The sequence below is a fragment of the Streptomyces sp. DSM 118878 genome (genome assembly GCF_052936595.1).
In genome coordinates this window covers 2,002,046-2,025,635 of record NZ_CP193622.1, presented here as the reverse complement: position 1 = coordinate 2,025,635, position 23,590 = coordinate 2,002,046, and the positions used below count along the sequence as shown (strand labels likewise).

The following is a 23,590-nucleotide window of genomic DNA, read 5'->3' as shown; positions in this document are numbered from 1 at the left end:
GTGGTCAGCGGTGGCGCACACGCTCGATACCCTTGACCTCATGACGTCGCACCAGACCACCCAGACCATGAAGCCCGCGACCGCGGCGAAGAAGCTGGGTGTGTACCTTCCGGCCACCCCCGCAGAGTTCCAGGAGGGCGTGGTCTCGCGCGGCGAGCTGAACGCGCTCCAGACCGACCCGCCCGAGTGGCTCCAGGAGCTGCGCCGCACCGGTCCGCACCCCCGCCCCGTCGTCGCCGCCAAGTTGGGCGTCTCCATCGCGGGCCTCGCCCGCGGCGGGATCACGGAGGCGCTCACCACCGAGCAGATCGAGGCGCTGAAGCAGGAGCAGCCCGGCTGGCTCCGCCAGGAGCGCGCCACCCAGGCCGATGTCCGCAAGGAAGCGGTGCGGATCAAGCAGCAGCAGGCCGAACAGGCCGACAAGGCGGCCCGCGCCGACGAGGGCCCCGGCCGCTGAGACACCGGCGAGGCCCCGGCCGCTGAGGCACCGGCGAGGCCCCGGCCGCCGAGACAGTGACCCACTGCCGGTCAGCGGCCGCTCAGCCGTCGCTCAGCCCTCGCGCGGCTCCGGCTCGTCCGGGCGGATCAGCAGGGTGAACCAGACCGTCTTGCCGACGGGGTCGGGCCGCGTGCCCCAGGCGTCGGCGAGGGCGTCGACCAGGACCAGACCCCGGCCGTCCTCCTCGGTGCTCTCGGCGAGCCGGGCCCGGGGGCGGGGCGCGCTGTGGTCGGTGATCTCCACGCCGAGCTCACGCACGCTGTGCCACACGCGCAGGTGCAGCGGCCCCTGCGCGTGCCGGACCCCGTTGGTCAGCAGCTCGGAGGCGAGGAGCAGCGCGGAGTCGGCCAGTTCCGTCAGGTCCCACTCCTTGAGCTTCTCCTCCAGGAAGTGCCGCCCGGCCGGAACCGACACGGCCTCGCAGGGCAGCCCCCTCGCCGCGATGTCGAGCGGCGCGGTGGGGAAGCTGACGAGCAGCAGCGTCACGTCGTCGGAGTGCGTCCCGCTGTCGGGGAGCATGGTGCGCAGGACGCGGTCCGCGGCCGTCTCCAGATCCTCGGGGGTCTCGCAGACGCCTTCGAGGGCGCTGGTCAGCAGGTCGAGCTGGACATCGATGTCGGTGTCCGAGGTCTCCACGAGGCCGTCGGTGTAGAGGGCGAGGGTCGTTTCCGCCCGCAGCGGCAGCCGCACCTGCTCATGCGGCACCCCGCCCACACCGAGCGGCAGCCCTGTCGGCACCGGCAGCTCGCGGACCTTGGAGTCCGGCTCGACGAGGAGCACCGGCAGATGACCGGCCGAGCACACGGTGATCTCGCCCTGCGTCGGGTCTGCCTCCAGATAGAGACAGGTGACGAACGGCTCGGGCAAGTCGCGGGTGAACGCGTCGAGGGTCTGCATCAGCTCGCACGCCGGGAGACCGGCCAGGGCCAGGGCGCGGCCCGCGGAGCGGAGCTGTCCCATCACCACGGCCGCGTCCATGCCGCGCCCCATGACGTCGCCGATGAAGACCCCGACGCGGCCGGCCCCCAGGTCGATCAGGTCGAGCCAGTCGCCGCCGACGCCCTGGCCCTGGGTCGACGGCAGATAGCGGCTCGCGGTGCGGGCGCCCGGGATCCGCTTGGCCGATCCCATGAGATTGAGGGCCAGCGCGATCTGCCGCTGCTGCGCGTGCAACTTGGCGAGCTCCGCCTCGCCCCTCTTGCGCTCCGTGATGTCGCGCATCACGGAGCAGACAGTGGTGACGGTCCCTTCGCGGGCCCGGATGGGCCAGAGGGTGACGTCGATGTCCAGGACGCGTCCGTCGCTGGTGACGCGGCGGGTTTCGTAGTGCTCGACGCGGATGCCGTCGGCGATCTGGGCGAGGAAATGGGCTTCCTCGTCCTTGAGGTCGGGGGGTACGAGCATGCCGACGTGGCGGCCGATGGCTTGTGCGGGGGTGTATCCGTACAGGCGTTGCGCGGCCGCGTTCCAGAAGGTGATCTCGCCGTCGAGGGTCTTCATGAGGATGGGGTCCTGTGAGGACTCGACGAGAACGGCCAGTTCGTCGACCCGGGCCTCGGCTCTCTTGCGCTCCGTGATGTCGCGCATCACGGAGCAGACGGCGGTGATGGTCCCTTCGCGGTTGCGGATGGGCCAGAGGGTGACGTCGACGTCCAGGACGCGTCCGTCGCTGGTGGTGCGCCGGGTTTCGTAGTGCTCGGTGCGGGTGCCGCGGGCGGTCTGCGCGAGGAGGCGTGCCTCCTGGTCCTTGAGGTCCGGGGGAACGAGTATGCCGATGTGGTTGCCGACGGCTTGTGCGGCGGTGTATCCGAACAGGCGTTGCGCGGCCGCGTTCCAGAAGATGATCTCGCCGTCGAGAGTCTTCATCAGGGTCGCGTCCTGTGAGAACTCGACGAGCTCCCTGAACAGCTCCTGCCGGTTGTCGGTGCCCCGCACAGTTTCCACAGACATCATCGCTGCCTCGCTTCGCGTGCCTCCTGCCCACCTGGGCGGCATGTCGGATACTCCAGCACATCGGCCGTCGACATCGCCGATCTGCGGGTAATTCGCCGTTACGGGTGCGCGGTTGTCGCTTTGTGCAAGATATGGACGTCGCACTCCTTCTGATGCCCGGCGATTGCTGAGCGCGAGTGTCCGATCTGTGGCGAAGCCCGACAGGGGGCCGACGCCGTCCCTCGGACCGGAAGCGCGGCGCGCCGGGTCGTAGGCTGGCGCCACTGGCGCCCACCCCGCCCCACAGTGATTGCATAAAACTGCGGCTATGCGTATAGTCATGCCATCCAAGAGGAGGGTTCCATGGCGGTACGCGCAGCAGTGGCAGGGGCGAGTGGGTATGCGGGCGGCGAGCTGCTGCGGCTGCTCCTCGTCCACCCCGAGGTGGAGATCGGCGCCCTCACCGGCAACTCGAACGCGGGGCAGCGCCTGGGCGCGCTCCAGCCGCATCTGTTCCCGCTCGCCGAGCGCGTCCTGGAGCCGACCACCCCCGAGGTCCTCGCGGGGCACGACGTCGTCTTCCTCGCCCTGCCCCACGGGCAGTCCGCCGCCGTCGCCGAGCAGCTCGGCCCCGACGTGCTGGTCATCGACATGGGCGCGGACTTCCGGCTGAAGGACGCCCGGGACTGGGAGAAGTTCTACGGCAGCCCGCACGCCGGGACGTGGCCCTACGGCCTGCCCGAGCTGCCCGGCTGCCGCACCGCCCTCGCAGGGGCCAAGCGCGTCGCCGTGCCCGGCTGCTACCCCACCGCCGTCTCGCTCGCGCTCTTCCCCGCGTACGCCGCGGACCTCGTCGAGAGCGACGCGGTGATCGTCGCCTCCTCCGGCACCTCGGGCGCGGGCAAGGCCGCCAAGCCGCACCTGCTCGGCTCGGAGGTGATGGGGAGCATGTCCCCGTACGGAGTGGGCGGCGGGCACCGGCACACCCCCGAGATGATCCAGAACCTGAGCGCCGCGGCGGGCGCCCCCGTCTCCGTCTCCTTCACCCCGACGCTGGCCCCGATGCCCCGCGGCATCCTCGCCACGTGCAGCGCGAAGGCCAGGGCCGGTGTCACCGCCGACAGCGTGCGGGCCGCGTACGAGAAGGCGTTCGCCGACGAGCCGTTCGTGCGCCTGCTGCCCGAGGGGCAGTGGCCCGCGACCGCCGCCGTGTACGGCTCGAACGCCGTGCAGATCCAGGTCGCGTACGACGAGAGCGCCGGCCGCGTGATCGTGATCAGCGCCATCGACAACCTCACCAAGGGCACCGCGGGCGGCGCCCTCCAGAGCATGAACATCGCCCTCGGCCTCGACGAGGCCACCGGGCTCACTACGATCGGAGTCGCGCCGTGAGTGTGACGGCAGCCAAGGGATTCACGGCGGCGGGCATCGCCGCCGGCATCAAGGAGAACGGCAACCCGGACCTGGCCCTCGTGGTCAACACCGGGCCCCGCCTGGCCGCCGCCGGCGTCTTCACCTCCAACCGCGTCAAGGCCGCCCCGGTCCTCTGGTCGGAGCAGGTGCTCAAGGGCGGCCTCGTCTCCGCCGTCGTCCTCAACTCCGGTGGCGCCAACGCCTGTACGGGCCCGCAGGGCTTCCAGGACACGCACGCCACCGCCGAGAAGGTCGCCGAGACGCTGTCGCTGAACGCGGGCGAGGTCGCCGTCGCCTCGACAGGGCTGATCGGCCTGACGCTCCCCATGGACAAGCTCCTGCCGGGCGTCGAGCAGGCCGCCGGTGAACTCTCCGTGCACGGCGGCGAGAAGGCCGCCATCGCGATCAAGACCACCGACAGCGTGCACAAGACGTCCGTCGTGACCAAGGACGGGTGGACCGTCGGCGGCATGGCCAAGGGCGCGGGCATGCTCGCCCCCGGCCTCGCCACGATGCTGGTCGTGCTCACCACCGACGCCGACCTGGAGGCCGGCGTCCTGGACCGGGCGCTGCGCGACGCCACCCGCGTCACCTTCGACCGGGTCGACTCCGACGGCTGCATGTCCACCAACGACACCGTGCTGCTCCTGGCCTCCGGCGCGGCCGAGGTCACCCCGGAGTACGACGAGTTCGCCGAGGCCGTCCGCGAGGTCTGCGCCGACCTGGGCCGCCAGCTCATCGGGGACGCCGAGGGCGCCAGCAAGGACATCAAGGTCGAGGTCGTGAACGCCGCGAGCGAGGCCGACGCCGTCGAGGTCGGCAGGACCATCGCCCGCAACAACCTCCTCAAGTGCGCCCTGCACGGCGAGGACCCCAACTGGGGCCGGGTGCTCTCCGCGATCGGCACGACGTCCGCCGCCTTCGACCCGGACCGGCTCAACGTCGCCATCAACGGCGTCTGGGTCTGCAAGAACGGTTCCGTCGGCGAGGACCGCGAGCTCGTCGACATGCGCTACCGCGAGATCGTCATCACCGCCGACCTCGCGGCGGGTGCCGAGACCGCGACGATCTGGACCAACGACCTCACCGCCGACTACGTCCACGAGAACAGCGCGTACAGCTCATGAGCGCACGCAAGCACACCGCGCTGCCCAAGGCGCAGATCCTCGTCGAGGCGCTGCCCTGGCTGACCCGGCACCGCGGCAAGACCGTCGTCATCAAGTTCGGCGGCAACGCCATGGTCGACGACGAGCTGAAGGCCGCCTTCGCCCAGGACGTGGTCTTCCTGCACCACGCGGGCCTCAAGCCCGTGGTCGTGCACGGCGGCGGCCCGCAGATCAGCAAGGCGCTCGACCGGCACGGCATCGTCAGCGAGTTCAAGGCGGGTCTGCGCGTCACCACCGAGGACGCGATGGACGTCGTACGCATGGTGCTCGCCGGACAGGTGCAGCGCGAGCTCGTCGGCCTGCTCAACCAGCACGGTCCGCTCGCCGTCGGCCTCACCGGCGAGGACGCGCACACCATCACCGCCACCAAGCACCAGCCGCGCATCGAGGGCGAACTGGTCGACATCGGCCGGGTCGGCGAGATCACCGAGATCGACACGGGCGCCATCGAGGCGCTGCTCGCCGACGGCCGCATTCCGGTCGTCTCCTCGATCGCCCGCTCCGAGGACGACGGACATGTCTACAACGTCAATGCTGATACGGCGGCTGCGGCACTCGCTGCGGCGCTTGGTGCCGAGACCCTGATGGTCCTGACCGACGTCGAGGGGCTCTACGAGGACTGGCCCCACTCCGACGAGGTCATCAGCAGGCTCACCGCGCTGGAGCTCGAAAAGCTCCTGCCAGAGCTGGCCAGCGGCATGGTCCCCAAGATGGAGGGCTGCCTGCACGCCGTGCGCAACGGCGTGCACACCGCCCGCGTCATCGACGGGCGCGTCCAGCACTCGATCCTGCTGGAGATCTTCACCGACGAGGGCATCGGCACCATGGTCGTGCCCGATCAGGCAGAGGGGGAATCATGAGCAACCAGGAGCTGACCACGCGCTGGCAGGGCGCGCTCATGGACAACTACGGCACGCCGAAGCTGCCCCTGGTCCGCGGTGAGGGCAGCAGGCTGTGGGACGCCGACGGCAAGGAGTACGTCGACTTCGTCGGCGGCATCGCCGTCAACGCGCTCGGCCACGCCCATCCGGCCGTCGTCGAGGCCGTGAGCGCCCAGATCGGCGCGCTCGGCCATGTGTCGAACCTCTTCGTCGCCGAGCCGCCCGTCGCGCTCGCCGAACGGCTGCTCCAGCTCTTCGGCCGCGAAGGGCGCGTGTACTTCTGCAACTCCGGCGCCGAGGCCAATGAAGGCGCCTTCAAGATCGGCCGGCTGACGGGCCGCTCCCACATGGTCGCCACCCAGGGCGGCTTCCACGGCCGGACCATGGGCGCGCTCGCCCTCACCGGCCAGCCCGGCAAGCAACAGCCGTTCGTGCCCCTGCCCGGCGACGTCACGCACGTGCCGTACGGGGACGTCGAGGCGCTGCGGGCGGCGGTCGGCGCCGACACCGCCTTCGTGATCATCGAGCCGATCCAGGGCGAGAACGGCGTCGTGGTGCCGCCCGCGGGCTATCTCAGGGCCGCCAGGGAGATCACCAGGGCCACCGGGACCCTCCTCGTCCTCGACGAGGTACAGACCGGAATCGGCCGCACCGGTCACTGGTTCGAGCACCTGGCACACGACGGCGTAGAGCCCGACATCGTCACACTCGCGAAGGGTCTGGGCGGAGGTCTGCCGCTCGGCGCGACCGTGGCGTTCGGCGCCGCGGCGGAGCTGTTCAAGCCCGGTCACCACGGCACGACGTTCGGCGGCAACCCCGTCGCGTGCGCCGCGGGGCTCGCCGTCCTCGACACCATCGCCGCCGAGGGCCTGATCGACAACGCCAAGCGGGCCGGTGAGAAGCTGAGGGACGGAATCGAGTCACCGGGGCACCCGCTCGTGAACCGTGTAAGGGGCGCGGGCCTGCTGCTGGGTATCGTGCTCACCGAGCCGCTCGCGCCACAGGTGCAGCAGGCGGCTCAGGACGCCGGCTTCCTGGTGAACGTGCCCGCCCCCGATGTCGTACGGCTGATGCCGCCGCTGAACGTGCGCGACGACGAGGTGGACGCGTTCCTCCGGGCGCTGCCCGGCGTACTGGACAAGGCCGCCGAGGCGGCCGACGGGGACGGACGATCCGGAGAATGAGACGACGATGAGCCAGGCGCAAGGCAACGAGCACGTCGACCACGCGGGTCAGGCCGTGCCGCAGACCCGCACCGCACGCCACCGCCGGATCGTGGACATCCTCAACCGGCAGCCGGTGCGCTCGCAGAGCCAGCTGGCGAAGCTGCTCGCGGACGACGGCCTGACCGTCACGCAGGCGACGCTCTCCCGGGACCTGGACGAGCTGAACGCGGTGAAGATCCGCAACGCCGAGGGCGACCTCATCTACGCGGTGCCGAGCGAGGGCGGTTTCCGCACGCCGCGCGCGCCGCTGGGGGAGTCGGCCAAGGAGGAGCGGATGCGGCGGCTCTCCGCGGAGCTGCTGATCTCGGCGGAGGCCTCGGCGAACCTGGTCGTCCTGCGTACGCCGCCGGGCGCCGCCCAGTTCCTGGCATCGGCGATCGACCAGGCCGAGCTGCACGACATCCTGGGGACGATCGCGGGCGACGACACGTTGATGCTCATCAGCAGGGAACCGGCCGGGGGCCAGGCCCTGGCCGACCATCTGCTCCGCCTGGCCTCCAACGAGTAGTGGGCCCCTGGCCTTGGGCCGGGCCCAGCGCCGGCCGCGCCTGGCTCCTCGTCAGGCTGCGGGCGGATTCTTCTGGGTGCGGTGGGCCATCCATGCCGCCACCAGCGCTCCCGACACGTTGTGCCAGACGGAGAAGACGGCCGCGGGGAGCGCGGCCAGGGGGCTGAAGTGGGCCGTGGCCAAGGACGCCGCCAGGCCGGAGTTCTGCATCCCCACCTCGAAGGCCATGGCGCGGGAGGCCGGTGGGCCCAGGCGGGCGAGTTTGCCGGCGCCGTAGCCCAGGGCCAGGCCCAGGCCGTTGTGGAGGAAGACGGCGAGGAAGACCAGGCCCGCCGCCGACTTGATGGCCGTGGCGCTGCCGGCGACGACGATCGTCACGATGGCCGCGATCGTCACGGCCGACAGCCACGGCAGCGCGCCGAGCACCCGCCCGACGTACCGGCCGAAGAGGAGCCGCACGAGCAGCCCGGCGATGACGGGCAGCAGCACGGTCTTGAGGATGTCCGTGACCATCGAGCCCGCGTCCACCGGAAGGTACTCGCCCGCGAGCAGCAGCGTCAGCGGCGGGGTGATCAGGGGCGCGAGCACGGTCGAGACCGTGGCCACCGAGACGGACAGCGCCACGTCACCGCGGGCCAGGTACGTGACCACGTTCGACGCCGTGCCGCTCGGCGCGCAGCCCACCAGGATGACGCCCGCCGCCAGTTGCGGCGAGAGGCCGAGCGCGTGGGCGATGAGCCAGCCGAGCCCGGGCATGATCACGTAGTGCGCGACGAGGCCGAGCGCGACGGCCCAGGGCCGCTTGACCACGCCCTGGAAGTCGAGCGGGGTCATGGTGAGGCCCATGCAGAACATCACCACACCGAGCAGGTACGGGACGTTCGTGCCCCAGCCGTCGAAGGTGTCCGGCACGGCGAGACCGAGGCCGCCGGCGGCCAGGACGAGGACGGGGAAGACCGTGACGGCACGGCGGGCGGCCTTGTCGGCCGCGCCTGAGTCAGCGGTGGGACCTTGGAGCGTCTGTTCGGGTTGCACGGCGCGATGCAACGCCCCGGCCGGTCCGCACGCAACCCCGTCTCGCCATGTGGTCGCTACACGGATCCAGCGGGCTCATGGCCGACCGGCTCGTGGGCGGCCGGCTCGGGGGCGCCCGGCGTGGGCGGGGTCGGGGGCAGCGGGAGCGGCAGTCCGGGCAGCCCGTCGATGCTCTGGGCGATGTACTCCTTCTTGGCGAAGTACGCGCTGAGCGACGCGTCGTCCTCGCGCGCGAACCGCTTGCTGTGCAGATCGCGGTCCTCGTCGTACGACATGAACGGCACCGCGTAGCCGCAGGTGTCACGGATGAGGTCGGCCGTCACGAGGACGACGGCCCGCAGGCCGTGCTGCGCCGGGTCGCTGTCCGGGAAGTGGCCGAGGAGTTTCGGGAAGCGCGGGTCGTCGCGGAAGACGGGCTCGCCGCGGCCGTGCACCCGGACGATGTTGGGCGGTCCCTGGAAGGCGCACCACATGAGGGTGATGCGGCCGTTCTCGCGCAGGTGCGCGATCGTCTCGGCGTTGCTGCCCGCGAAGTCCAGGTAGGCGACGGTCAGTTCGTCGATGATCGCGAAGGAGCCCTTGAGGCCCTTGGGCGAGAGGTTGATCGTGCCGTCTTCGGCGAGGGGCGCGGTCGCCGTGAAGAACATCGGCTGCTCCTCGATGAAGGTGCGCAGCCGGCCGTCTATGCGTTCGTAGGTCTTTCCCATGTCTAAGGATTATTCGCTGTAACTCTTCGCCTGTCTAACGACTTGGCGGAAGTCGTGGCGGTCCGGGTGGTCGATTGACGAATCATGCATAGTTCTGCATACTCATGCATGGCGGTGCATGGGCCGCCGTGAGAGCCCGCGCTTCTAAGGAGCACGCAGTGAGCAGCAACAGCGGTGACGTCCGGCTCTGGGGCGGACGGTTCGCCGACGGTCCCGCCGAGGCCCTGGCGAAGCTGTCCGCGTCCGTCCACTTCGACTGGCGCCTCGCGCCGTACGACATCGCCGGATCGCGTGCCCACGCGCGCGTCCTGCACAAGGCGGGGCTGCTCACCGAGGACGAGCTGACCCGCATGCTGGCCGGGCTCGACCAGCTCGAAGGGGATGTGGCCGACGGCTCGTTCGTCGGCACCATCGCCGACGAGGACGTCCACACCGCCCTGGAGCGCGGCCTCCTGGAGCGGCTCGGCCCCGACCTCGGCGGCAAGCTGCGGGCCGGGCGGTCCCGCAACGACCAGGTGGCGACGCTCTTCCGGATGTACCTGCGTGACCACGCGCGGATCCTCGGCGGTCTCATCGCCGAGCTCCAGGGCGCGCTGGTCGGTCTCGCCGAGGCGCACCCGGACGTCGCCATGCCGGGGCGCACGCACCTCCAGCACGCGCAGCCGGTGCTCTTCGCCCACCACGTCCTGGCCCACGTCCAGTCCCTCTCCCGGGACGCGGAGCGGCTGCGGCAGTGGGACGCCCGTACGGCCGTGTCGCCGTACGGCTCCGGCGCGCTCGCCGGATCGTCCCTCGGGCTCGACCCGGAGGCCGTCGCCGCGGACCTCGGCTTCGAGCACGGGAGCGTGGGCAACTCCATCGACGGCACGGCGTCGCGCGACTTCGTCGCGGAGTTCGCCTTCATCACCGCGATGATCGGCGTGAACCTCTCCCGGATCGCCGAGGAGATCATCATCTGGAACACGAAGGAGTTCTCCTTCGTCACCCTCCACGACGCCTTCTCGACCGGTTCCTCGATCATGCCGCAGAAGAAGAACCCGGACATCGCCGAGCTGGCGCGAGGCAAGTCGGGCCGCCTCATCGGCAACCTCACCGGCCTGATGGCCACCCTCAAGGCCCTCCCGCTCGCCTACAACCGCGACCTCCAGGAGGACAAGGAGCCGGTCTTCGACTCCTGCGACCAGCTTGAGGTCCTGCTGCCCGCCTTCACCGGCATGATGGCCACGCTCACCGTCAACCGCGAGCGCATGGAGGAACTGGCCCCGGCCGGCTTCTCGCTCGCCACCGACATCGCCGAGTGGCTCGTCAAGCAGGGCGTGCCGTTCCGTGTCGCGCACGAGGTCGCGGGCGAGTGCGTGAAGGTCGCCGAGGCCGAGGGCAAGGAGCTCGACGCCCTCACCGACGAGCAGTTCGCGAAGATCTCCGCGCACCTCACGCCCGAGGTCCGCACCGTCCTGAACGTGCCGGGCGCGCTCGCCTCCCGCGACGGCCGCGGCGGCACGGCCCCCTCGGCCGTCGCCGTACAGCTCGCCGAGGTCAAGGCGGACCTGGCGGCGCAGCGGGAGTGGGCGACCGCCCGTAGCTGACAGGCGGTCACGGGAGTCGCGGACCCCTCGGGTTACGTTGTCGGGAGCACACCGTACGACGACCCCGAGGAGCCCGCGATGCCCTTCGCCCGGCTGGCCGCAGCCACGACCCCGACCGCGCACCTGGGCCTCGGCCTCGCCGCCGTCGGCAGGCCCGGCTACATCACGCTCGGCCGCGAGAGCGACCTGCCGGCCTCCCGCAGCGTCGAGGCCCTGCGCGAGCGCACCTTCGAACTGCTCGACGCGGCCTACGCGACGGGCGTGCGGTACGTCGACGCGGCCCGCTCGTACGGCCGCTCCGAGGAGTTCCTCGGCGACTGGCTGCGGGCCAGGCCCGATGTCCGGGACGTCGTCGTCGGCAGCAAGTGGGGTTACACGTACACGGCGGACTGGCGCACCGACGTCGAGGGCCCGCACGAGGTCAAGGACCACGGCACCGCCGCCTACGACCGCCAGCGCGCGGAGACCGCCGAGCTGCTCGGCGACCGGCTCGACCTCTACCAGGTCCACTCCGTCACGCCGGAGAGCCCGGCGCTCACCGACAAGGAGCTGCACGCCCGCCTCGCCGCGCTGGCCGCCGACGGGGTGACCGTCGGCCTCTCCGTCAGCGGCCCCGACCAGGCGTCCGCGATCCGCGCAGCCCTCGCCGTCACGGTCGACGGGGAGCCGCTCTTCCGCACCGTCCAGGCCACGTACAACCTCCTGGAGACGTCGGCGGGCCCCGCGCTCGCCGAGGCCCACGACGCCGGACTCACCGTCATCGTCAAGGAGGGCATGGCCAACGGACGGCTCGCCGCCCCGCACGCGCCCGCCGCGCTGCGCGAGGCCGCCGAACGGACGGGGTACGGCTGCGACGCCGTGGCGCTCGCGGCGGTGCTGCGCGAGCCGTGGGCGGGCATGGTCCTGTCCGGCGCGGCGACCGCGGCCCAGCTCGTCTCGAACCTCCACGCCGCCGCGGTCGACCTCGATCCCGGCCAGGCCGAGCGCCTCAGGGGCCTCGCGGAGGAGCCGGGGGCGTACTGGGCGCGACGCGCGGAGCTGCCCTGGCACTGAGGGAGCCACCGGCTCGCTTTGAGACGTGTATGTCTCAGGCGTCCTATAGTTGTCTCATGTCTGTCGATCGCGATCAGGTCCTGCGCAGCGCCGCCGCCCTGCTCACCCGCAAGGCCACCTCCACCATGGACGAGGTCGCCCGCGCCGCGGGCATCAGCAGGGCCACCCTGCACCGTCACTTCGCCGGCCGCGACGCGCTCGTACGCGCCCTGGAGGAGCTGGGCCTGCTGGAGTGCGAGGCCGCCCTCGACCGCGCCGCGCTCGACGAGGGATGCGCGCGGGACGCCCTGCGCCGCCTGGTGAAGGAGATCGAGCAGGCCGCCGGGCTCCTCGCGTTCCTGTACACGGAGAACCAGCTCTTCGAGGGCGACGCCCAGCACGACGGCTGGGCCCACATCGACGCCCGTCTGGCCGCGCTCTTCCGCCGCGGCCAGGAGAACGGGGAGTTCCGCATCGACCTGACACCCGTCTGGCTCACGGAAGCGCTCTACGGCCTCATCGGCTCCGGCGCCTGGGCCGTGCAGGACGGCCGGGTGGCCGCCAAGGACTTCTCGTACATGATCGCCGAGCTGCTGATCGGCGGCGCGCAGCGGAGAGTGGACTCATGACCAGCATCAAGGAGACCGGCAGGACGGACGCGGAGCGCGGTGCGGCCCGCTGGCTCGCGCTCGCCGTGCTCGTCCTGGCGGTGCTCCTGGTCGCCGTCGACGCGACCGTGCTCGGCCTGGCGACGCCGTACATCAGCGAGGACCTCGAACCCTCCGGCACCCAGCTCCTGTGGATCGGCGACGTCTACTCCTTCGTCATCGCGGGCCTGCTCGTCTCCATGGGCAGCCTCGGCGACCGGATCGGCCGAAAGAAGCTGCTGCTCTGCGGAGCGGTGGCCTTCGGCGCGGTGTCCGTCCTCAACTCCTACGCCACGACCCCCGAGCTGATGATCCTGGCCCGCGCGCTGCTCGGCGTCGCCGGCGCGACCCTGATGCCGTCCACGCTCGCGCTGATCCGCAACATCTTCCACGACCCGCGCGAGCGCAGCCTCGCGGTCGGCATCTGGGGCGCCATGGCGTCGGCGGGGGCGGCCGTGGGGCCCGTCGTCGGCGGCTTCCTGCTCGAACACTTCTGGTGGGGCTCGGTCTTCCTCATCAACCTGCCGGTGATGGCGGTCCTCGTCCTCGTCGGCATCAAGCTGCTGCCCGAGTCGAAGAACCCGGCGCCCGGCCCCTGGGACCTGCTGAGCGTCCTGCTCTCGCTGGTCGGCATGATCGCCGTCGTGTACGCCATCAAGGAGGCGGCGGCACACGGGCTGCGCTGGGACGCCGGGGCCGCCGCCGTGATCGGCGTGGGCGCGCTGACCTGGTTCGTCCGACGTCAGCTCACGCTGCCCGCGCCGCTCCTGGACATGCGGCTCTTCAGCCACCGCGGCTTCTCCGGAGCGGTCCTCGCCGACCTGCTGACCGTGCTCGGCCTCTCCGGCCTGGTCTTCTTCCTCTCCCAGTTCCTGCAACTCGTACAGGGCAGGCGCCCCTTCGAGGCGGGCCTCGCGGAACTGCCCGCCGCGGCGGGTGCGGTGGCCGCGGGGCTGATCGCGGGCGTGGTGGCCCGCCGGTTCTCCGTGCGCGTCGTGGTCGCGGGCGGGCTCGCCGCGGTGGGGCTCTCGCTCGCCGTGCTCACGGGGCTGAGCCAGCACACCGGCTATCCGCTGCTCGGCGCCTCGCTGCTGGTGGTCGGCATCGGCGCGGGCTTCTCGTTCACCGTGACCGCCGACGTGATCCTCTCCAGCGTGCCCAAGGAACAGGCGGGCGCGGCCTCCGCGGTCTCGGAGACGGCCTACGAACTGGGCGCGGCCCTGGGCATCGCCCTGCTCGGCTCCATCGTGACGGGCGTCTACCGCGACTTCACGGCCCCGCCGGGCACCCCGCCGGAGGTGGCGTCGGCCGCCCACGAGTCACTGGGCGGCGCGGTCGAATCGACGCAGAACCTTCCGCCCCACGAGGCGGAGGCGCTGCTGCACGCGGCCCAGACGTCCTTCGTGGACGGCCTCCGCCTCGCGTCCGGCGTGGGCGCGACGGTCCTGCTGGCCACGGCCGTGGTGGCGTGGTTCCTGCTGAAGGGCCAGAAACTGGAGGACGGCGTCGAGCACTGAACCCACCCCACGGCGCACGGGGCGGCGCCCAGGGCCATGCTTCAGGGGCGCGGGGAACTGCGCGACGAGCCACGACGGACGGGCTGCTGACGACGGACCGGCAGCCGAGAACAGAGCCACGACGGGGCGGCAGCCAAGACCCGGGGGGGGCAGAAACCGCTCAAGCCCCGCAGGGCTACGCCGCCTTGGCCTTCGTGGCGTACATGTCCACGTACTCCTGCCCGGACAGCAGCATGACCTCCGTCATCACGGAGTCCGTCACGGCCCGCAGCACATACCGGTCCCGGTCCATCCCGTCGTACCGGGAGAACTCCATCGCCTCGCCGAAGCGCACCGTCACCTTGCCGGGCCGCGGCACGCCCTTGCCGCCGGGCTGGAGCTTGTCCGTGCCGATCATCGCGAAGGGGACGACGGGCGCGCCGGTCATCAGGGTCAGCCGGGCGATGCCCGTACGGCCCCGGTAGAGCCGCCCGTCGGGGGAGCGCGTGCCCTCGGGGTAGATGCCGAAGACCTTGCCGTCGTCGAGGATGCGCCGCCCCGTCATCAGCGCGGCCACACCGCCGCGGCCACCGTCGCGGTCCACCGGGATCATGCCGACGCCCGTGAAGAACCACGCCATGAGGCGGCCCTTGAGGCCCTTGCCCGTGACGTACTCGTCCTTGCCGATGAAGTACACCGGACGGCTGGCCACGAGCGGCATGATCATGGAGTCGATGAACGTCAGGTGGTTTCCGGCCAGGATGACCGGCCCGGTCCCGGGGATGTTCTCGGCGCCCTCGACCCGTGGACGGAACATCAGGCGCAAGATCGGTCCGAGCACTGCCTTGATGAGCGCTAGACGGGACAACGAGCCCTCCGGGGTCAACGGGTCGGCGCAGTAAGCGACGGGTAAGTGCAGGTGAGTACGGTACTCGCGGGTCGGGGCCCCTTGCACATCGGGTGCACGCCCCCGCTACGCAGGGTTGACCCGGCCGCGCGCGGTGCCGCCCGGAAACGTGGCCTTGGCGACGACGGTATCCCCGTGGGACGGGTGTGGCCCGAAGCAGTGGTCCTTGTCACGCACACACTTCTCCCTGGGTAGCGGACGTTCATACCCACCGGCCCTCCATGGTGCGCCCATTCGCCATGCCGCGTCATCCTGACGTTCCGTCCAGGGTCTCCCTTTGGCCACTCCCGGCGATCTACGATCGGTCCGCTTTGTCAGGTGCAAGGCAGCAGTACATCGGGAGGAGCGCCAATGGCGACGCAGGAGTCGGGTCAGCAGCAGCCGGGGACGAACCGGGGTCGGCGCGCGGTACTGGGGGCGGCGGTTCTCGGCGCGGGCACCGCCGCCATCGGACTGCCCGGCGTGGCGAGAGCGGAGACACGGCACGGGCACGGCGGCGGCAGAGGCTACAAGAGCCTGCCGAAGCCGACCGTCGTCGCCCACCGGGGCGCCAGCGGCTACCGGCCCGAGCACACGCTCGGCGCGTACCAGCTCGCCCTGGACATGGGCGCGCACGTCATCGAGCAGGACATCGTGCCCACCAAGGACGGCCATCTCGTATGCCGTCACGAGAACGACATCACCGCGACGACCGATGTCGCGGCGCACCCGGAGTTCGCCTCCCGCAAGACCACGAAGTCCGTGGACGGCGCCTCGCTCACCGGATGGTTCACCGAGGACTTCACGCTCGCCGAGCTGAAGACCCTGCGCGCCAAGGAGCGCATCCCGGGCACGCGCCAGCGCAACACCCTCTACGACGGCCGCTGGGAGGTGCCCACCCTGGAGGAGGTCTTCCGGTGGGCCGAGAAGGAGGGCCGCAAGCGGGGCAAGGAGATCTGGCTGCACATCGAGACCAAGCACCCCACGTACTTCCGCAAGCTGGGCCTCGGCCTCGAAGAGCCGCTCGCCAAGCTCCTGCGCCGCCACGGCCGGCACAAGAAGAACTCGCCGAACTTCCTCCAGTCCTTCGAGCCCAGCAGCATGCAGCGCCTGGCCGAGCTGGTCTCGGCGCCCCGCGTCGTGCTCCTGTCGGGCGCGAGCTCGCGCCCCTGGGACTTCGTGGAGGCGGGCGACCCGCGCACCGTCGCCGACCTGGTCACGCCCAAGGGCCTGCGATGGATGGCGGGCTTCGCTCAGGGCATCGGCCCGACCCTCGACCTGGTCATCCCGCGCAAGAGCGACGGCAGCCTCGGCACCCCGACCGGGCTCGTCAAGGACGCGCACGCCGCCGGGCTGATCCTGCACCCGTACACGATGCGCAACGAGAACACCTTCCTGCCCGCGAACTTCAGGAAGGGCACCGACCCGGCCGCCTACGGCGACGCCTTCGGCGCCTTCAAGGCCTACTTCGCGACGGGCATCGACGGCATCTTCTCCGACAACTGCGACACCGCGCTCCTCGCGGCCGCGGACTTCGTCAACGACTGACCGCCCGCCCCCGGTTGGGGTGAGAGCGCGCCGCTTCCGGAAACTCCGTTCCGGGGCGGCGCGTCCCGCCGTGCATGACGTACGAGGCCCTGCCCGCGCTCATCCCCGCCCTGCGGCCGCTCCTCGCCGCCGAGGCGTCCGCGGAGACCCTCGGTACGGGCACCGACCCCGGTGACCTGGAGCAGACGGTGTGGCTGCGGCTCCTTGAGCGCCTCGCCGCCGAGGGGCCGCCCGCCGATCCCGCGCTGTGGCTGCGCGGCGCCGTCCGGGCCGAGGCGCGCCGCAGCAGGCGTACCGCCCGGCAGGAGGCCGCCTACGTGGCCGAGCCCGCCGACGACCTCGGGCGCGGCCCCGAGGACCGCGCCCTGACGGCCGACCGGCGCGCCGCCCTGTACACGGCGGTCCGCAGACTGCCCGGTCGCTGCCCCGGCCTCATGACAGCGCTCCTGTCCCCCCAGGACCTCACCTACCGGGAAATCGCAGGGGCGTTGGGAATGTCACAGGGGAGTCTGGGGCCGGAACGTTCCCGATGCCTGGGATGCCTGCGCAGAATGCTGGCGGCAGAGGTTGCGTCTCCGGCCCGTGGGGAAGGGAGCGGTAGACAACCGGTGGAACAGGTGAGCGGGAGGCATGCACACATGGGCATGAGCGTGACCATCTCGGCGGCGGGCGAAACGGACGCCGAACAGATCCTCAAACTCCAGTACCTCTGCTACCAGAGCGAGGCGGAGCTCTACGGCGACTACTCGATCGAGCCGCTGACCCAGACCCTCGACTCCATCAAGGCCGAGCTGACCTCGGGGACCGTGCTCGTGGCCCGCCTCGGGGACGAGGTGGTGGCGTCCGTGCGCGGCGTGGTCGACGCCGACGGCACGGCGCGGATCGGCAAGCTGATCGTCCACCCCCGGATGCAGCGGCACGGCCTCGGCGGGCGGCTTCTCGACGCGGTCGAGCAACGCCTGGGCGCGGCGGGCGCCGCGAAGTGCTTCCAGCTCCTGTCCGGTCACCGGAGCGAGCAGAACCTTCAGCTCTACCGGAAGCATGGGTACGCACCGGTGAGCACGCAGTACGTGAATGAGCGGCTGACCCGGATCACGCTCGCCAAGGACGTCGGGGCCGACGCCTTCGTCACCAGCGCGTAGGGGCCCGTGAGCGCGTAGGGGCCCCGTGCGCGGCTAACGGGGCGCCCGGCGGGCCCTCCGCAGCCAGAAGATCGCTGTCACCGGCAGGATCACCGGGATGAACAGGTACCCCATCCCGAAGTCCGACCAGACCGTGGCGTCGGGGAAGGCCGAGGGCTCCACGAGGGTCCAGGTGCCGACGGCCAGGACGCCGACCAGCTCGGCGGCGCAGCACACCAGCGCCGCCCTGCGGGCCATGTCCCCGCCGCGCACCAGCGAGTACGTGATGAAGCCGTAGACGAGGCCCGCGAGCGCGGACAGCGAGTACGCGAGCGGGGCCTTGTCGAAGTCCGTGGAGATCTGCACGGCGGAGCGCGACACCGCGCCGACGACCATCACGCCGTACAGCCAGAGCAGCAGGATGCCGGGCCCGGTGATCAGCTTCTGTCCCCGGCTCGCGGGCGTCCCGTTCTCCTCGGGCTCGGTCACGGTCATCTCAGCCACCCCAGATGTCGTAGAGCCGCACTTCGAGCACGGCGAGGACCACGCCGCCCGCGGCGACCGTCGTGGAGCCCCAGCGGGTCCGTTCGGCCAGGGACATGAAGCCCGCCGCGGGGACGCAGGCGAAGGAGCCGAGCAGGTACGCCACGAAGATCGTCGTGCCCTGTGCCGGGTCCTGCCCGCGGCCGAGCTGGACGATGCCGACGACCATCTGGACCAGCGCGAGGAGGGTCACCACGCCCATGCCGATGAAGTGCCAGTCCTTGGTCGGCTGGTCGCGGTAGGCGGCGAAACCGCACCAGGCGGCGAGGGCGAGCGCGGCCACGGCGGTCGCGATCGTCAGGGCAACAAGCATGCCCGTGACTTTATTACGGGCCCTTTGACCCGATGCGCGTGCCCCCGGGGTGGTCCGTGGGCCCGGCGGCCATGAGGATCCAGGCCGAGGCCTGCTGGGGGTGCGGGCCGTGGCGTTGACCACAAAGCGCAGCGCGCCGGCGCTCCCGGCCGATGCCGTCGTCCAGGACCTCTCCGCCGTATCCGCGCAGGCCACGGCGGAGGGCGTGGGGATCACACCGGCGGATCGGTCCTCCGGCGTCCGGCGGCCGCGCCCGTCCCACCGCTGTCCGTATTCCGGACAACGGTGGCGGCCGGGCGCCTCACGCGTGTTTTACTTGGCCCATGACCACGACGAGCAGCCGCACCCTTGCGACCGAGGCGACGATGACGCCCGGTGCTCGTTGTATGTGTCGAATGTGCGCCTTCTGAGGGCCCCCACACCACCTCTGAGCCTCGCGCCCCGAAGCGAAGCCGCTGTGCCGCGCCCCCGCACGACGTACGCGACGTGAATCCGTACCGACGCGGGAAGCGAGCCGGCCCCGCGCACACGTCCTCCGGTTCACATCGCCACCGCGAGAACCGTGCCGCGTTCCGAACGAATGCCCCGTGCCCGGCCACACCCGCGCCGCGCACTCGACAGTGACGGAATCCCCTGTGATCACCACTTCCGGCCTCACCAAGGTCTACCGCTCACGCGGTCGTGAAGTAACCGCTCTCGACGGAGTCGACCTGCACGTCCGCGAGGGTGAGGTGTACGGCGTCATCGGCCAGTCCGGCGCCGGCAAGTCCTCCCTGATCCGCTGCGTCAACCTCCTGGAGCGCCCCACCTCCGGCACCGTGACCGTCGCCGGCCAGGACCTCACCGCCCTCGCCGGCCGCGGCCCCCGCGCGGGCAAGGAACTGCGCCGGGCCCGCAGCCGCGTCGGCATGGTCTTCCAGCACTTCAACCTGCTGTCCTCACGGACCGTGCAGGACAACATCGAGCTGCCGCTCGAAATCCTCGGCCTCTCCGGCCAGGCGCGCTCCCGCAAGGCCCTCGACCTGCTCGACCTGGTCGGCCTCGCGGACAAGGCCCGGTCCTACCCGGCGCAGCTCTCCGGCGGCCAGAAGCAGCGCGTCGGCATCGCCCGCGCGCTCGCCGGCGACCCGAAGGTGCTCCTCTCGGACGAGGCCACCAGCGCCCTCGACCCCGAGACCACCCGCTCCATCCTGCGGCTCCTGCGCGACCTCAACCAGCAGCTCGGCCTGACCGTCCTGCTCATCACCCACGAGATGGACGTCGTCAAGAGCGTCTGCGACTCCGCCGCGCTCATGGAGAGCGGCCGGATCGTCGAGTCCGGCACGGTCGGCGAGCTGCTCGCGACGCCCGGCTCCGAGCTGGCCGCCGCGCTCTTCCCGGTCAGCGGCGACACCACGGGCGCCGACCGCACCGTCGTCGACGTGACCTTCCACGGCGAAGCCGCGACCCGGCCGGTCATCTCCCAGCTCTCCCGCACGTACAACATCGACATCTCGATCCTGGGCGCCGCGATGGACACCGTCGCGGGCAAGCAGGTCGGCCGGATGCGCATCGAGCTGCCCGGCCGCTTCGAGGACAACGTCGTCCCGATCGGCTTCCTGCGCGAGCAGGGCCTCCAGGTCGACATCGCGGGCGAGGACCCGGTGGCCGCTCCCCGGAACGAGACGCTGCTGGTCAAGGAAGGTGCCAAATGACCTGGTCGGAGATGCAGCCCCTGCTGGAGCAGGCCTGTTGGGACACCCTCTACATGGTGGGCTGGTCGACGCTCATAGCCGTCGTCGCCGGGCTGCCGCTCGGCGTCCTGCTCGTCCTCACCGAGCGCGGCGCGCTCCTCCAGAACGCCGTGCTCAACAAGGTCATCGGGCAGGTCGTGAACATCGCCCGCTCGATGCCCTTCATCATCCTGATGGTGGCCCTGATGGGCTTCACCCGCTGGATCACCGGCACCACCATCGGCCGCGAGGCCGCCCTCGTGCCGCTGGCCGTCGGCGCCATCCCGTTCTTCGCGCGCCTGGTGGAGACCTCCATCCGTGAGGTCGACGGCGGGCTCGTCGAGGCCGTGCAGTCGATGGGCGGCTCCACCTGGACCGTCGTACGCAAGGTGCTCGTCCCCGAGTCGCTGCCCTCGCTGATCTCCGGCGCCACCACCACCATCGTCGCGCTCATCGGCTACTCCGCCATGGCGGGCACGGTCGGCGGCGGTGGCCTCGGCGACCTCGCGCTGCGCTACGGCTACCAGCGCTTCGAGACCGAGCTCATGTGGATCACCGTGGCGATCCTCGCCGTGGTCATCTCGATCATCCAGTTCGTGGGCGACTACGCCGCCCGCAGGCTGCACAAGCGCGGCGGCGGCTCGGCCCCGCTGCGGCTCTTCCGGCCGCTGCGCGGCGCGCTGCCCGGCACCGCCGCCGCCGAGACGACCACCAAGACCGGCTGACCGGGTTCCCCGTCCGCAGTCTTCCCCGCCCACCCAGCGGGGCCGCACCACCCATGGAGAAAGGCACTTTTCGTGCGTAACACCACCAAGATCACCACTGCTGTCCTCGCCGCCGGAGCCCTCACCCTCGGGCTCTCCGCCTGCGGCTCCGACAAGGGATCCGCAGGCGACAAGGACGGCCCGCTCATCGTCGCCGCCACCCCGACGCCGCAGGGCGAGATCCTGTCGTACGTCCAGAAGAACCTCGCCAAAAAGGCGGGCCTCGACCTGGAGGTCAGGGAGTTCACGGACTACGTCACCCCGAACACCGCCGTCCAGCAGGGCGAGGTCTTCGCCAACTACTTCCAGCACCAGCCGTACCTCGACGACTTCAACAAGAAGAACGGCACGGACATCGTGCCCGTCAAGGGAGCCACGGTTCACCTGGAGCCGCTCGGCGTGTACTCCAAGAGCCTCAAGAAGCTCGGCGACCTGAAGAACGGCTCCACCGTCGCCGTCCCGAACGACACCACCAACGAGGCGCGCGCGCTCAAGCTCCTCGCGGACAACGGGCTCATCGAGCTCAAGAAGGGCGTCGGCTACGAGGCCACGCCCAAGGACATCGCGAAGAACCCCAAGAACCTCAAGTTCAAGGAGCTCGAAGCCCCCACGCTGCCGCGCAGCCTGGGTGACGTCGACGCCGCGGTGATCAACGGCAACTACGCCCTGGAGGCGAAGCCCGCGCTCAGCCCCGCCAAGGACGCCCTCGTCGCCGAGAAGGCCAAGGACAACCCCTACGGCAACTTCCTCGCCGTCAAGAAGGGCGACGAGAGCGACCCGCGCGTGAAGAAGCTCGCCAAGCTCCTCACCTCGCCCGAGGTCAAGAAGTTCATCGACGACAAGTACGACGGCGCCGTCGTCGCGGCGTTCTGATCATGCGTACGTCCCTCGCCGCCGCCGCGGCCGGTTCCCTGGCCCTCACGCTGGGCCTCACCGCCTGCGGCGCCGGCTCGGACAGCGGCTCGGGCGGCTCCGGCGACACGCTCGTCGTCGGGGCCACCCCGACCCCGGCCGGCGAAGTCCTCACGTACATCAAGGACAACCTCGCATCGGAGGCGGGGCTCGACCTGAAGATCACGGAGTTCACGGACTACGTCACGCCGAACACCGCGCTCCAGGAAGGCTCCCTCGACGCCAACCTGTACCAGCACGCCCCGTACCTCAAGGACTTCAACGAGTCCAAGAAGACGGACCTGGTGCCCGTGACCGAGGTGTACCTGCCCCCCATGGGCGTGTACGCGAAGAAGACCAAGGACGTGCGCGCGCTGCGCCCCGGCGCGACCGTGGCCGTCCCCAACGACACGACCAACGAGGGCCGCGCGCTCCAGCTCCTCGCCTCCCGGGGCGTCATCGGGCTCAAGAAGGGCGTCGGCGGCGCCGCCACGCCCGGGGACATCACGTCCAACCCGAAGAAGCTGGACATCAAGCCGCTCGATCCGGCGCAGCTCCCGCGCTCGCTCGACGACCTCGACGCGGCGGTCATCAACAACAACTACGCGCTCGACGCCGGGCTCAGCCCCAAGGAGGACGCCATCCTCCTGGAGTCCCCGAAGGACAATCCCTACAACAACGTCCTCGCCGCCAAGAAGGGCGAGCAGGACGACCCGCGGATCGCGAAGCTGGCGAAACTGCTCACGTCGCCCGAGGTGAAGAAGTTCATCGAGGACAAGTACAAGGGCTCCGTCCTGCCCGTCGCGGCGCGCTGAACGGGGTCCCGCGCGCGGGACGCCGACACCACGGCCAAGGGGTCCTCTCCCGGTGAAGGAGAGGACCCCGTGGTGCGTCTGGCCCTGTGCATGCTGCATGCTGGGCACTTCGGAAGGCCTGAAGGCGAAGGTCCTCGAGGTCTATGACGGTTATGGAGCGGCGCATGACAACAGCCTCCTCGGGCTCCTCCGCGATTCCGGTGTTCCCCGACATCTCCATCAGCACGGAGCGGTTGATGCTGCGTCCCCTCGAAGAGGCGGACGTCCCCGCGTACGCGGAGATGATGAACGACGAACTCGTCACGGCCTGGACCTCCGTGCCCGAGCCCTACACCGAGGACCACGCGCGCACCTGGATCACCCGCCTCGCCCCCGCCGAGCGCACCGAGGGCCGCGGCATAGTCCTCGCCGTCACCGAGTTCCTCACCCAGCGCCTTGTGGGCATCATCCAACTCCGCGGCACCGACTGGCGGGTGCGCTCGACGGAGCTGAACTACGTCGTCGCCCCCTGGGCCCGCGGCGAGGGCTACGCGTCCGAGGCCGCGCTCGCCGCCGCCCAATGGCTCTTCCACGACCGCGGTTTCGAACGCATCGAGCTGCGCACCGCCGCCGACAACACCGCTGCCCAGCAGGTCGCGCAGAAGATCGGCTGCATCAGCGAGGGCGTCCTGCGCGGCGCGTGGATAGCGCGCGTCAGAAACGGCGGCGACCCCTTCGGCGGCTGGCTCGACGTGCGCACCGACCTCATCGTGTGGAGCCTGCTCCCCGAAGACCTCGAAGGCGTCTCCGAGAGCCTCGCCCAGAGCGGCTTCTCCGCCTTCTCCGACTGGAACTGAACAGGGCACTTCCCGCGCACGCCGGCCACCCGC

Annotated in this window: 23 protein-coding genes and 1 pseudogene; 18 read left to right on the top strand and 6 right to left on the bottom strand. The window is 71.0% G+C overall.

Translation table 11 applies throughout. The annotated features are described in order from the left end of the window. The first annotated feature begins 40 nt into the window (after nucleotides 1–40). A complete protein-coding gene (locus ACRAKF_RS08650; protein ID WP_447036344.1) occupies nucleotides 41–457 on the top strand; it encodes a DUF5997 family protein in 417 nt (138 codons plus the stop codon). A gap of 93 nt (nucleotides 458–550) precedes the next feature. On the opposite strand, the gene ACRAKF_RS08645 is transcribed toward ACRAKF_RS08650, so the two are convergent. Beyond that, nucleotides 551–2,449 (bottom strand): PAS domain S-box protein, encoded by a 1,899-nt coding sequence (locus ACRAKF_RS08645; RefSeq protein ID WP_447036343.1) that lies wholly within the window; start codon nucleotides 2,447–2,449, stop codon nucleotides 551–553. A gap of 345 nt (nucleotides 2,450–2,794) precedes the next feature. Here ACRAKF_RS08645 and argC point away from each other — a divergent pair, with 345 nt between their 5' ends. Genes argC through ACRAKF_RS08620 form a run of 5 tightly spaced genes read left to right on the top strand, consistent with a single transcriptional unit; the run spans nucleotide 2,795 to nucleotide 7,625 of the window. After that, a complete protein-coding gene (gene argC, locus ACRAKF_RS08640; protein ID WP_447036342.1) occupies nucleotides 2,795–3,823 on the top strand; it encodes an N-acetyl-gamma-glutamyl-phosphate reductase in 1,029 nt (342 codons plus the stop codon). Further along, complete coding sequence (gene argJ / locus ACRAKF_RS08635; RefSeq protein WP_447036341.1) at nucleotides 3,820–4,971, top strand: bifunctional glutamate N-acetyltransferase/amino-acid acetyltransferase ArgJ; 1,152 nt, start codon at nucleotides 3,820–3,822, stop codon at nucleotides 4,969–4,971. The genes argC and argJ overlap by 4 nt, the downstream gene beginning before the upstream one ends. Then, complete coding sequence (argB, locus tag ACRAKF_RS08630) at nucleotides 4,968–5,870, top strand: acetylglutamate kinase (RefSeq protein ID WP_447036340.1); 903 nt, start codon at nucleotides 4,968–4,970, stop codon at nucleotides 5,868–5,870. Before argJ ends, argB begins: the two co-directional genes overlap by 4 nt. Continuing rightward, on the top strand, nucleotides 5,867–7,075 hold the full coding sequence (locus ACRAKF_RS08625; protein WP_447036339.1) for an acetylornithine transaminase: 1,209 nt from the start codon (nucleotides 5,867–5,869) through the stop codon (nucleotides 7,073–7,075). The genes argB and ACRAKF_RS08625 overlap by 4 nt, the downstream gene beginning before the upstream one ends. A gap of 7 nt (nucleotides 7,076–7,082) precedes the next feature. Further along, nucleotides 7,083–7,625, top strand: a complete 543-nt coding sequence (locus tag ACRAKF_RS08620; RefSeq protein WP_447036338.1) for an arginine repressor — start codon at nucleotides 7,083–7,085, stop codon at nucleotides 7,623–7,625. A gap of 51 nt (nucleotides 7,626–7,676) precedes the next feature. Here ACRAKF_RS08620 and ACRAKF_RS08615 read toward each other — a convergent pair whose 3' ends face one another. Next, on the bottom strand, nucleotides 7,677–8,660 hold the full coding sequence (locus ACRAKF_RS08615) for a bile acid:sodium symporter family protein (RefSeq protein ID WP_447036337.1): 984 nt from the start codon (nucleotides 8,658–8,660) through the stop codon (nucleotides 7,677–7,679). 56 nt (nucleotides 8,661–8,716) lie between these two features. Beyond that, entirely contained in the window at nucleotides 8,717–9,367 is a 651-nt protein-coding gene (locus tag ACRAKF_RS08610; protein ID WP_447036336.1) for a pyridoxamine 5'-phosphate oxidase family protein, read from the bottom strand. A 158-nt stretch (nucleotides 9,368–9,525) separates the two neighbouring features. Between ACRAKF_RS08610 and argH the strand changes: the two genes are divergently transcribed. The 4 genes from argH to ACRAKF_RS08590 all read left to right on the top strand — a co-directional run bounded on the left by argH (nucleotide 9,526) and on the right by ACRAKF_RS08590 (nucleotide 14,149). Continuing rightward, nucleotides 9,526–10,953, top strand: a complete 1,428-nt coding sequence (argH, locus tag ACRAKF_RS08605) for an argininosuccinate lyase (RefSeq protein ID WP_447036335.1) — start codon at nucleotides 9,526–9,528, stop codon at nucleotides 10,951–10,953. Nucleotides 10,954–11,031: 78 nt separating this feature from the next. After that, nucleotides 11,032–12,006, top strand: a complete 975-nt coding sequence (locus tag ACRAKF_RS08600) for an aldo/keto reductase (protein ID WP_447036334.1) — start codon at nucleotides 11,032–11,034, stop codon at nucleotides 12,004–12,006. 56 nt (nucleotides 12,007–12,062) lie between these two features. Then, nucleotides 12,063–12,614 carry a TetR/AcrR family transcriptional regulator gene (locus ACRAKF_RS08595; RefSeq protein WP_447036333.1) on the top strand — a complete coding sequence of 184 codons (552 nt, stop codon included), beginning with the start codon at nucleotides 12,063–12,065 and terminating at the stop codon, nucleotides 12,612–12,614. Beyond that, nucleotides 12,611–14,149 carry an MFS transporter gene (locus ACRAKF_RS08590; protein WP_447036332.1) on the top strand — a complete coding sequence of 513 codons (1,539 nt, stop codon included), beginning with the start codon at nucleotides 12,611–12,613 and terminating at the stop codon, nucleotides 14,147–14,149. Before ACRAKF_RS08595 ends, ACRAKF_RS08590 begins: the two co-directional genes overlap by 4 nt. 175 nt (nucleotides 14,150–14,324) lie before the next feature. On the opposite strand, the gene ACRAKF_RS08585 is transcribed toward ACRAKF_RS08590, so the two are convergent. Continuing rightward, nucleotides 14,325–14,945, bottom strand: coding sequence for a lysophospholipid acyltransferase family protein (locus ACRAKF_RS08585; RefSeq protein WP_447036331.1), 621 nt, complete (start codon nucleotides 14,943–14,945; stop codon nucleotides 14,325–14,327). Nucleotides 14,946–15,386: 441 nt separating this feature from the next. Between ACRAKF_RS08585 and ACRAKF_RS08580 the strand changes: the two genes are divergently transcribed. From ACRAKF_RS08580 to ACRAKF_RS08570, 3 genes and pseudogenes are all read left to right on the top strand, one after another. Further along, nucleotides 15,387–16,562, top strand: a complete 1,176-nt coding sequence (locus ACRAKF_RS08580) for a glycerophosphodiester phosphodiesterase (RefSeq protein ID WP_447036330.1) — start codon at nucleotides 15,387–15,389, stop codon at nucleotides 16,560–16,562. 74 nt (nucleotides 16,563–16,636) lie between these two features. Continuing rightward, a pseudogene (locus tag ACRAKF_RS08575) lies at nucleotides 16,637–17,137 on the top strand (RNA polymerase sigma factor); the annotation flags it as partial. 63 nt (nucleotides 17,138–17,200) lie between these two features. Next, entirely contained in the window at nucleotides 17,201–17,704 is a 504-nt protein-coding gene (locus tag ACRAKF_RS08570) for a GNAT family N-acetyltransferase (protein ID WP_447041875.1), read from the top strand. 33 nt (nucleotides 17,705–17,737) lie between these two features. Here ACRAKF_RS08570 and ACRAKF_RS08565 read toward each other — a convergent pair whose 3' ends face one another. Together ACRAKF_RS08565 and ACRAKF_RS08560 are read right to left on the bottom strand one after the other, a co-directional pair. Next, nucleotides 17,738–18,178 carry a hypothetical protein gene (locus tag ACRAKF_RS08565; RefSeq protein WP_447041873.1) on the bottom strand — a complete coding sequence of 147 codons (441 nt, stop codon included), beginning with the start codon at nucleotides 18,176–18,178 and terminating at the stop codon, nucleotides 17,738–17,740. A gap of 1 nt (nucleotide 18,179) precedes the next feature. Continuing rightward, complete coding sequence (locus ACRAKF_RS08560) at nucleotides 18,180–18,539, bottom strand: hypothetical protein (protein WP_447036329.1); 360 nt, start codon at nucleotides 18,537–18,539, stop codon at nucleotides 18,180–18,182. A 635-nt stretch (nucleotides 18,540–19,174) separates the two neighbouring features. Between ACRAKF_RS08560 and ACRAKF_RS08555 the strand changes: the two genes are divergently transcribed. From ACRAKF_RS08555 to ACRAKF_RS08535, 5 genes are all read left to right on the top strand, one after another. Beyond that, nucleotides 19,175–20,233, top strand: coding sequence for a methionine ABC transporter ATP-binding protein (locus tag ACRAKF_RS08555; RefSeq protein WP_447036328.1), 1,059 nt, complete (start codon nucleotides 19,175–19,177; stop codon nucleotides 20,231–20,233). After that, on the top strand, nucleotides 20,230–20,976 hold the full coding sequence (locus tag ACRAKF_RS08550; protein WP_447036327.1) for a methionine ABC transporter permease: 747 nt from the start codon (nucleotides 20,230–20,232) through the stop codon (nucleotides 20,974–20,976). The genes ACRAKF_RS08555 and ACRAKF_RS08550 overlap by 4 nt, the downstream gene beginning before the upstream one ends. A 72-nt stretch (nucleotides 20,977–21,048) precedes the next feature. Further along, entirely contained in the window at nucleotides 21,049–21,888 is an 840-nt protein-coding gene (locus ACRAKF_RS08545; protein ID WP_447036326.1) for a MetQ/NlpA family ABC transporter substrate-binding protein, read from the top strand. Between the two features lie 2 nt (nucleotides 21,889–21,890). Continuing rightward, nucleotides 21,891–22,721, top strand: coding sequence for a MetQ/NlpA family ABC transporter substrate-binding protein (locus ACRAKF_RS08540; RefSeq protein WP_447036325.1), 831 nt, complete (start codon nucleotides 21,891–21,893; stop codon nucleotides 22,719–22,721). Between the two features lie 164 nt (nucleotides 22,722–22,885). Then, the gene (locus tag ACRAKF_RS08535; protein ID WP_447036324.1) at nucleotides 22,886–23,557 is read left to right on the top strand and encodes a GNAT family N-acetyltransferase; all 672 of its coding nucleotides are present in this window, start codon (nucleotides 22,886–22,888) and stop codon (nucleotides 23,555–23,557) included. Nucleotides 23,558–23,590 lie beyond the last annotated feature (33 nt).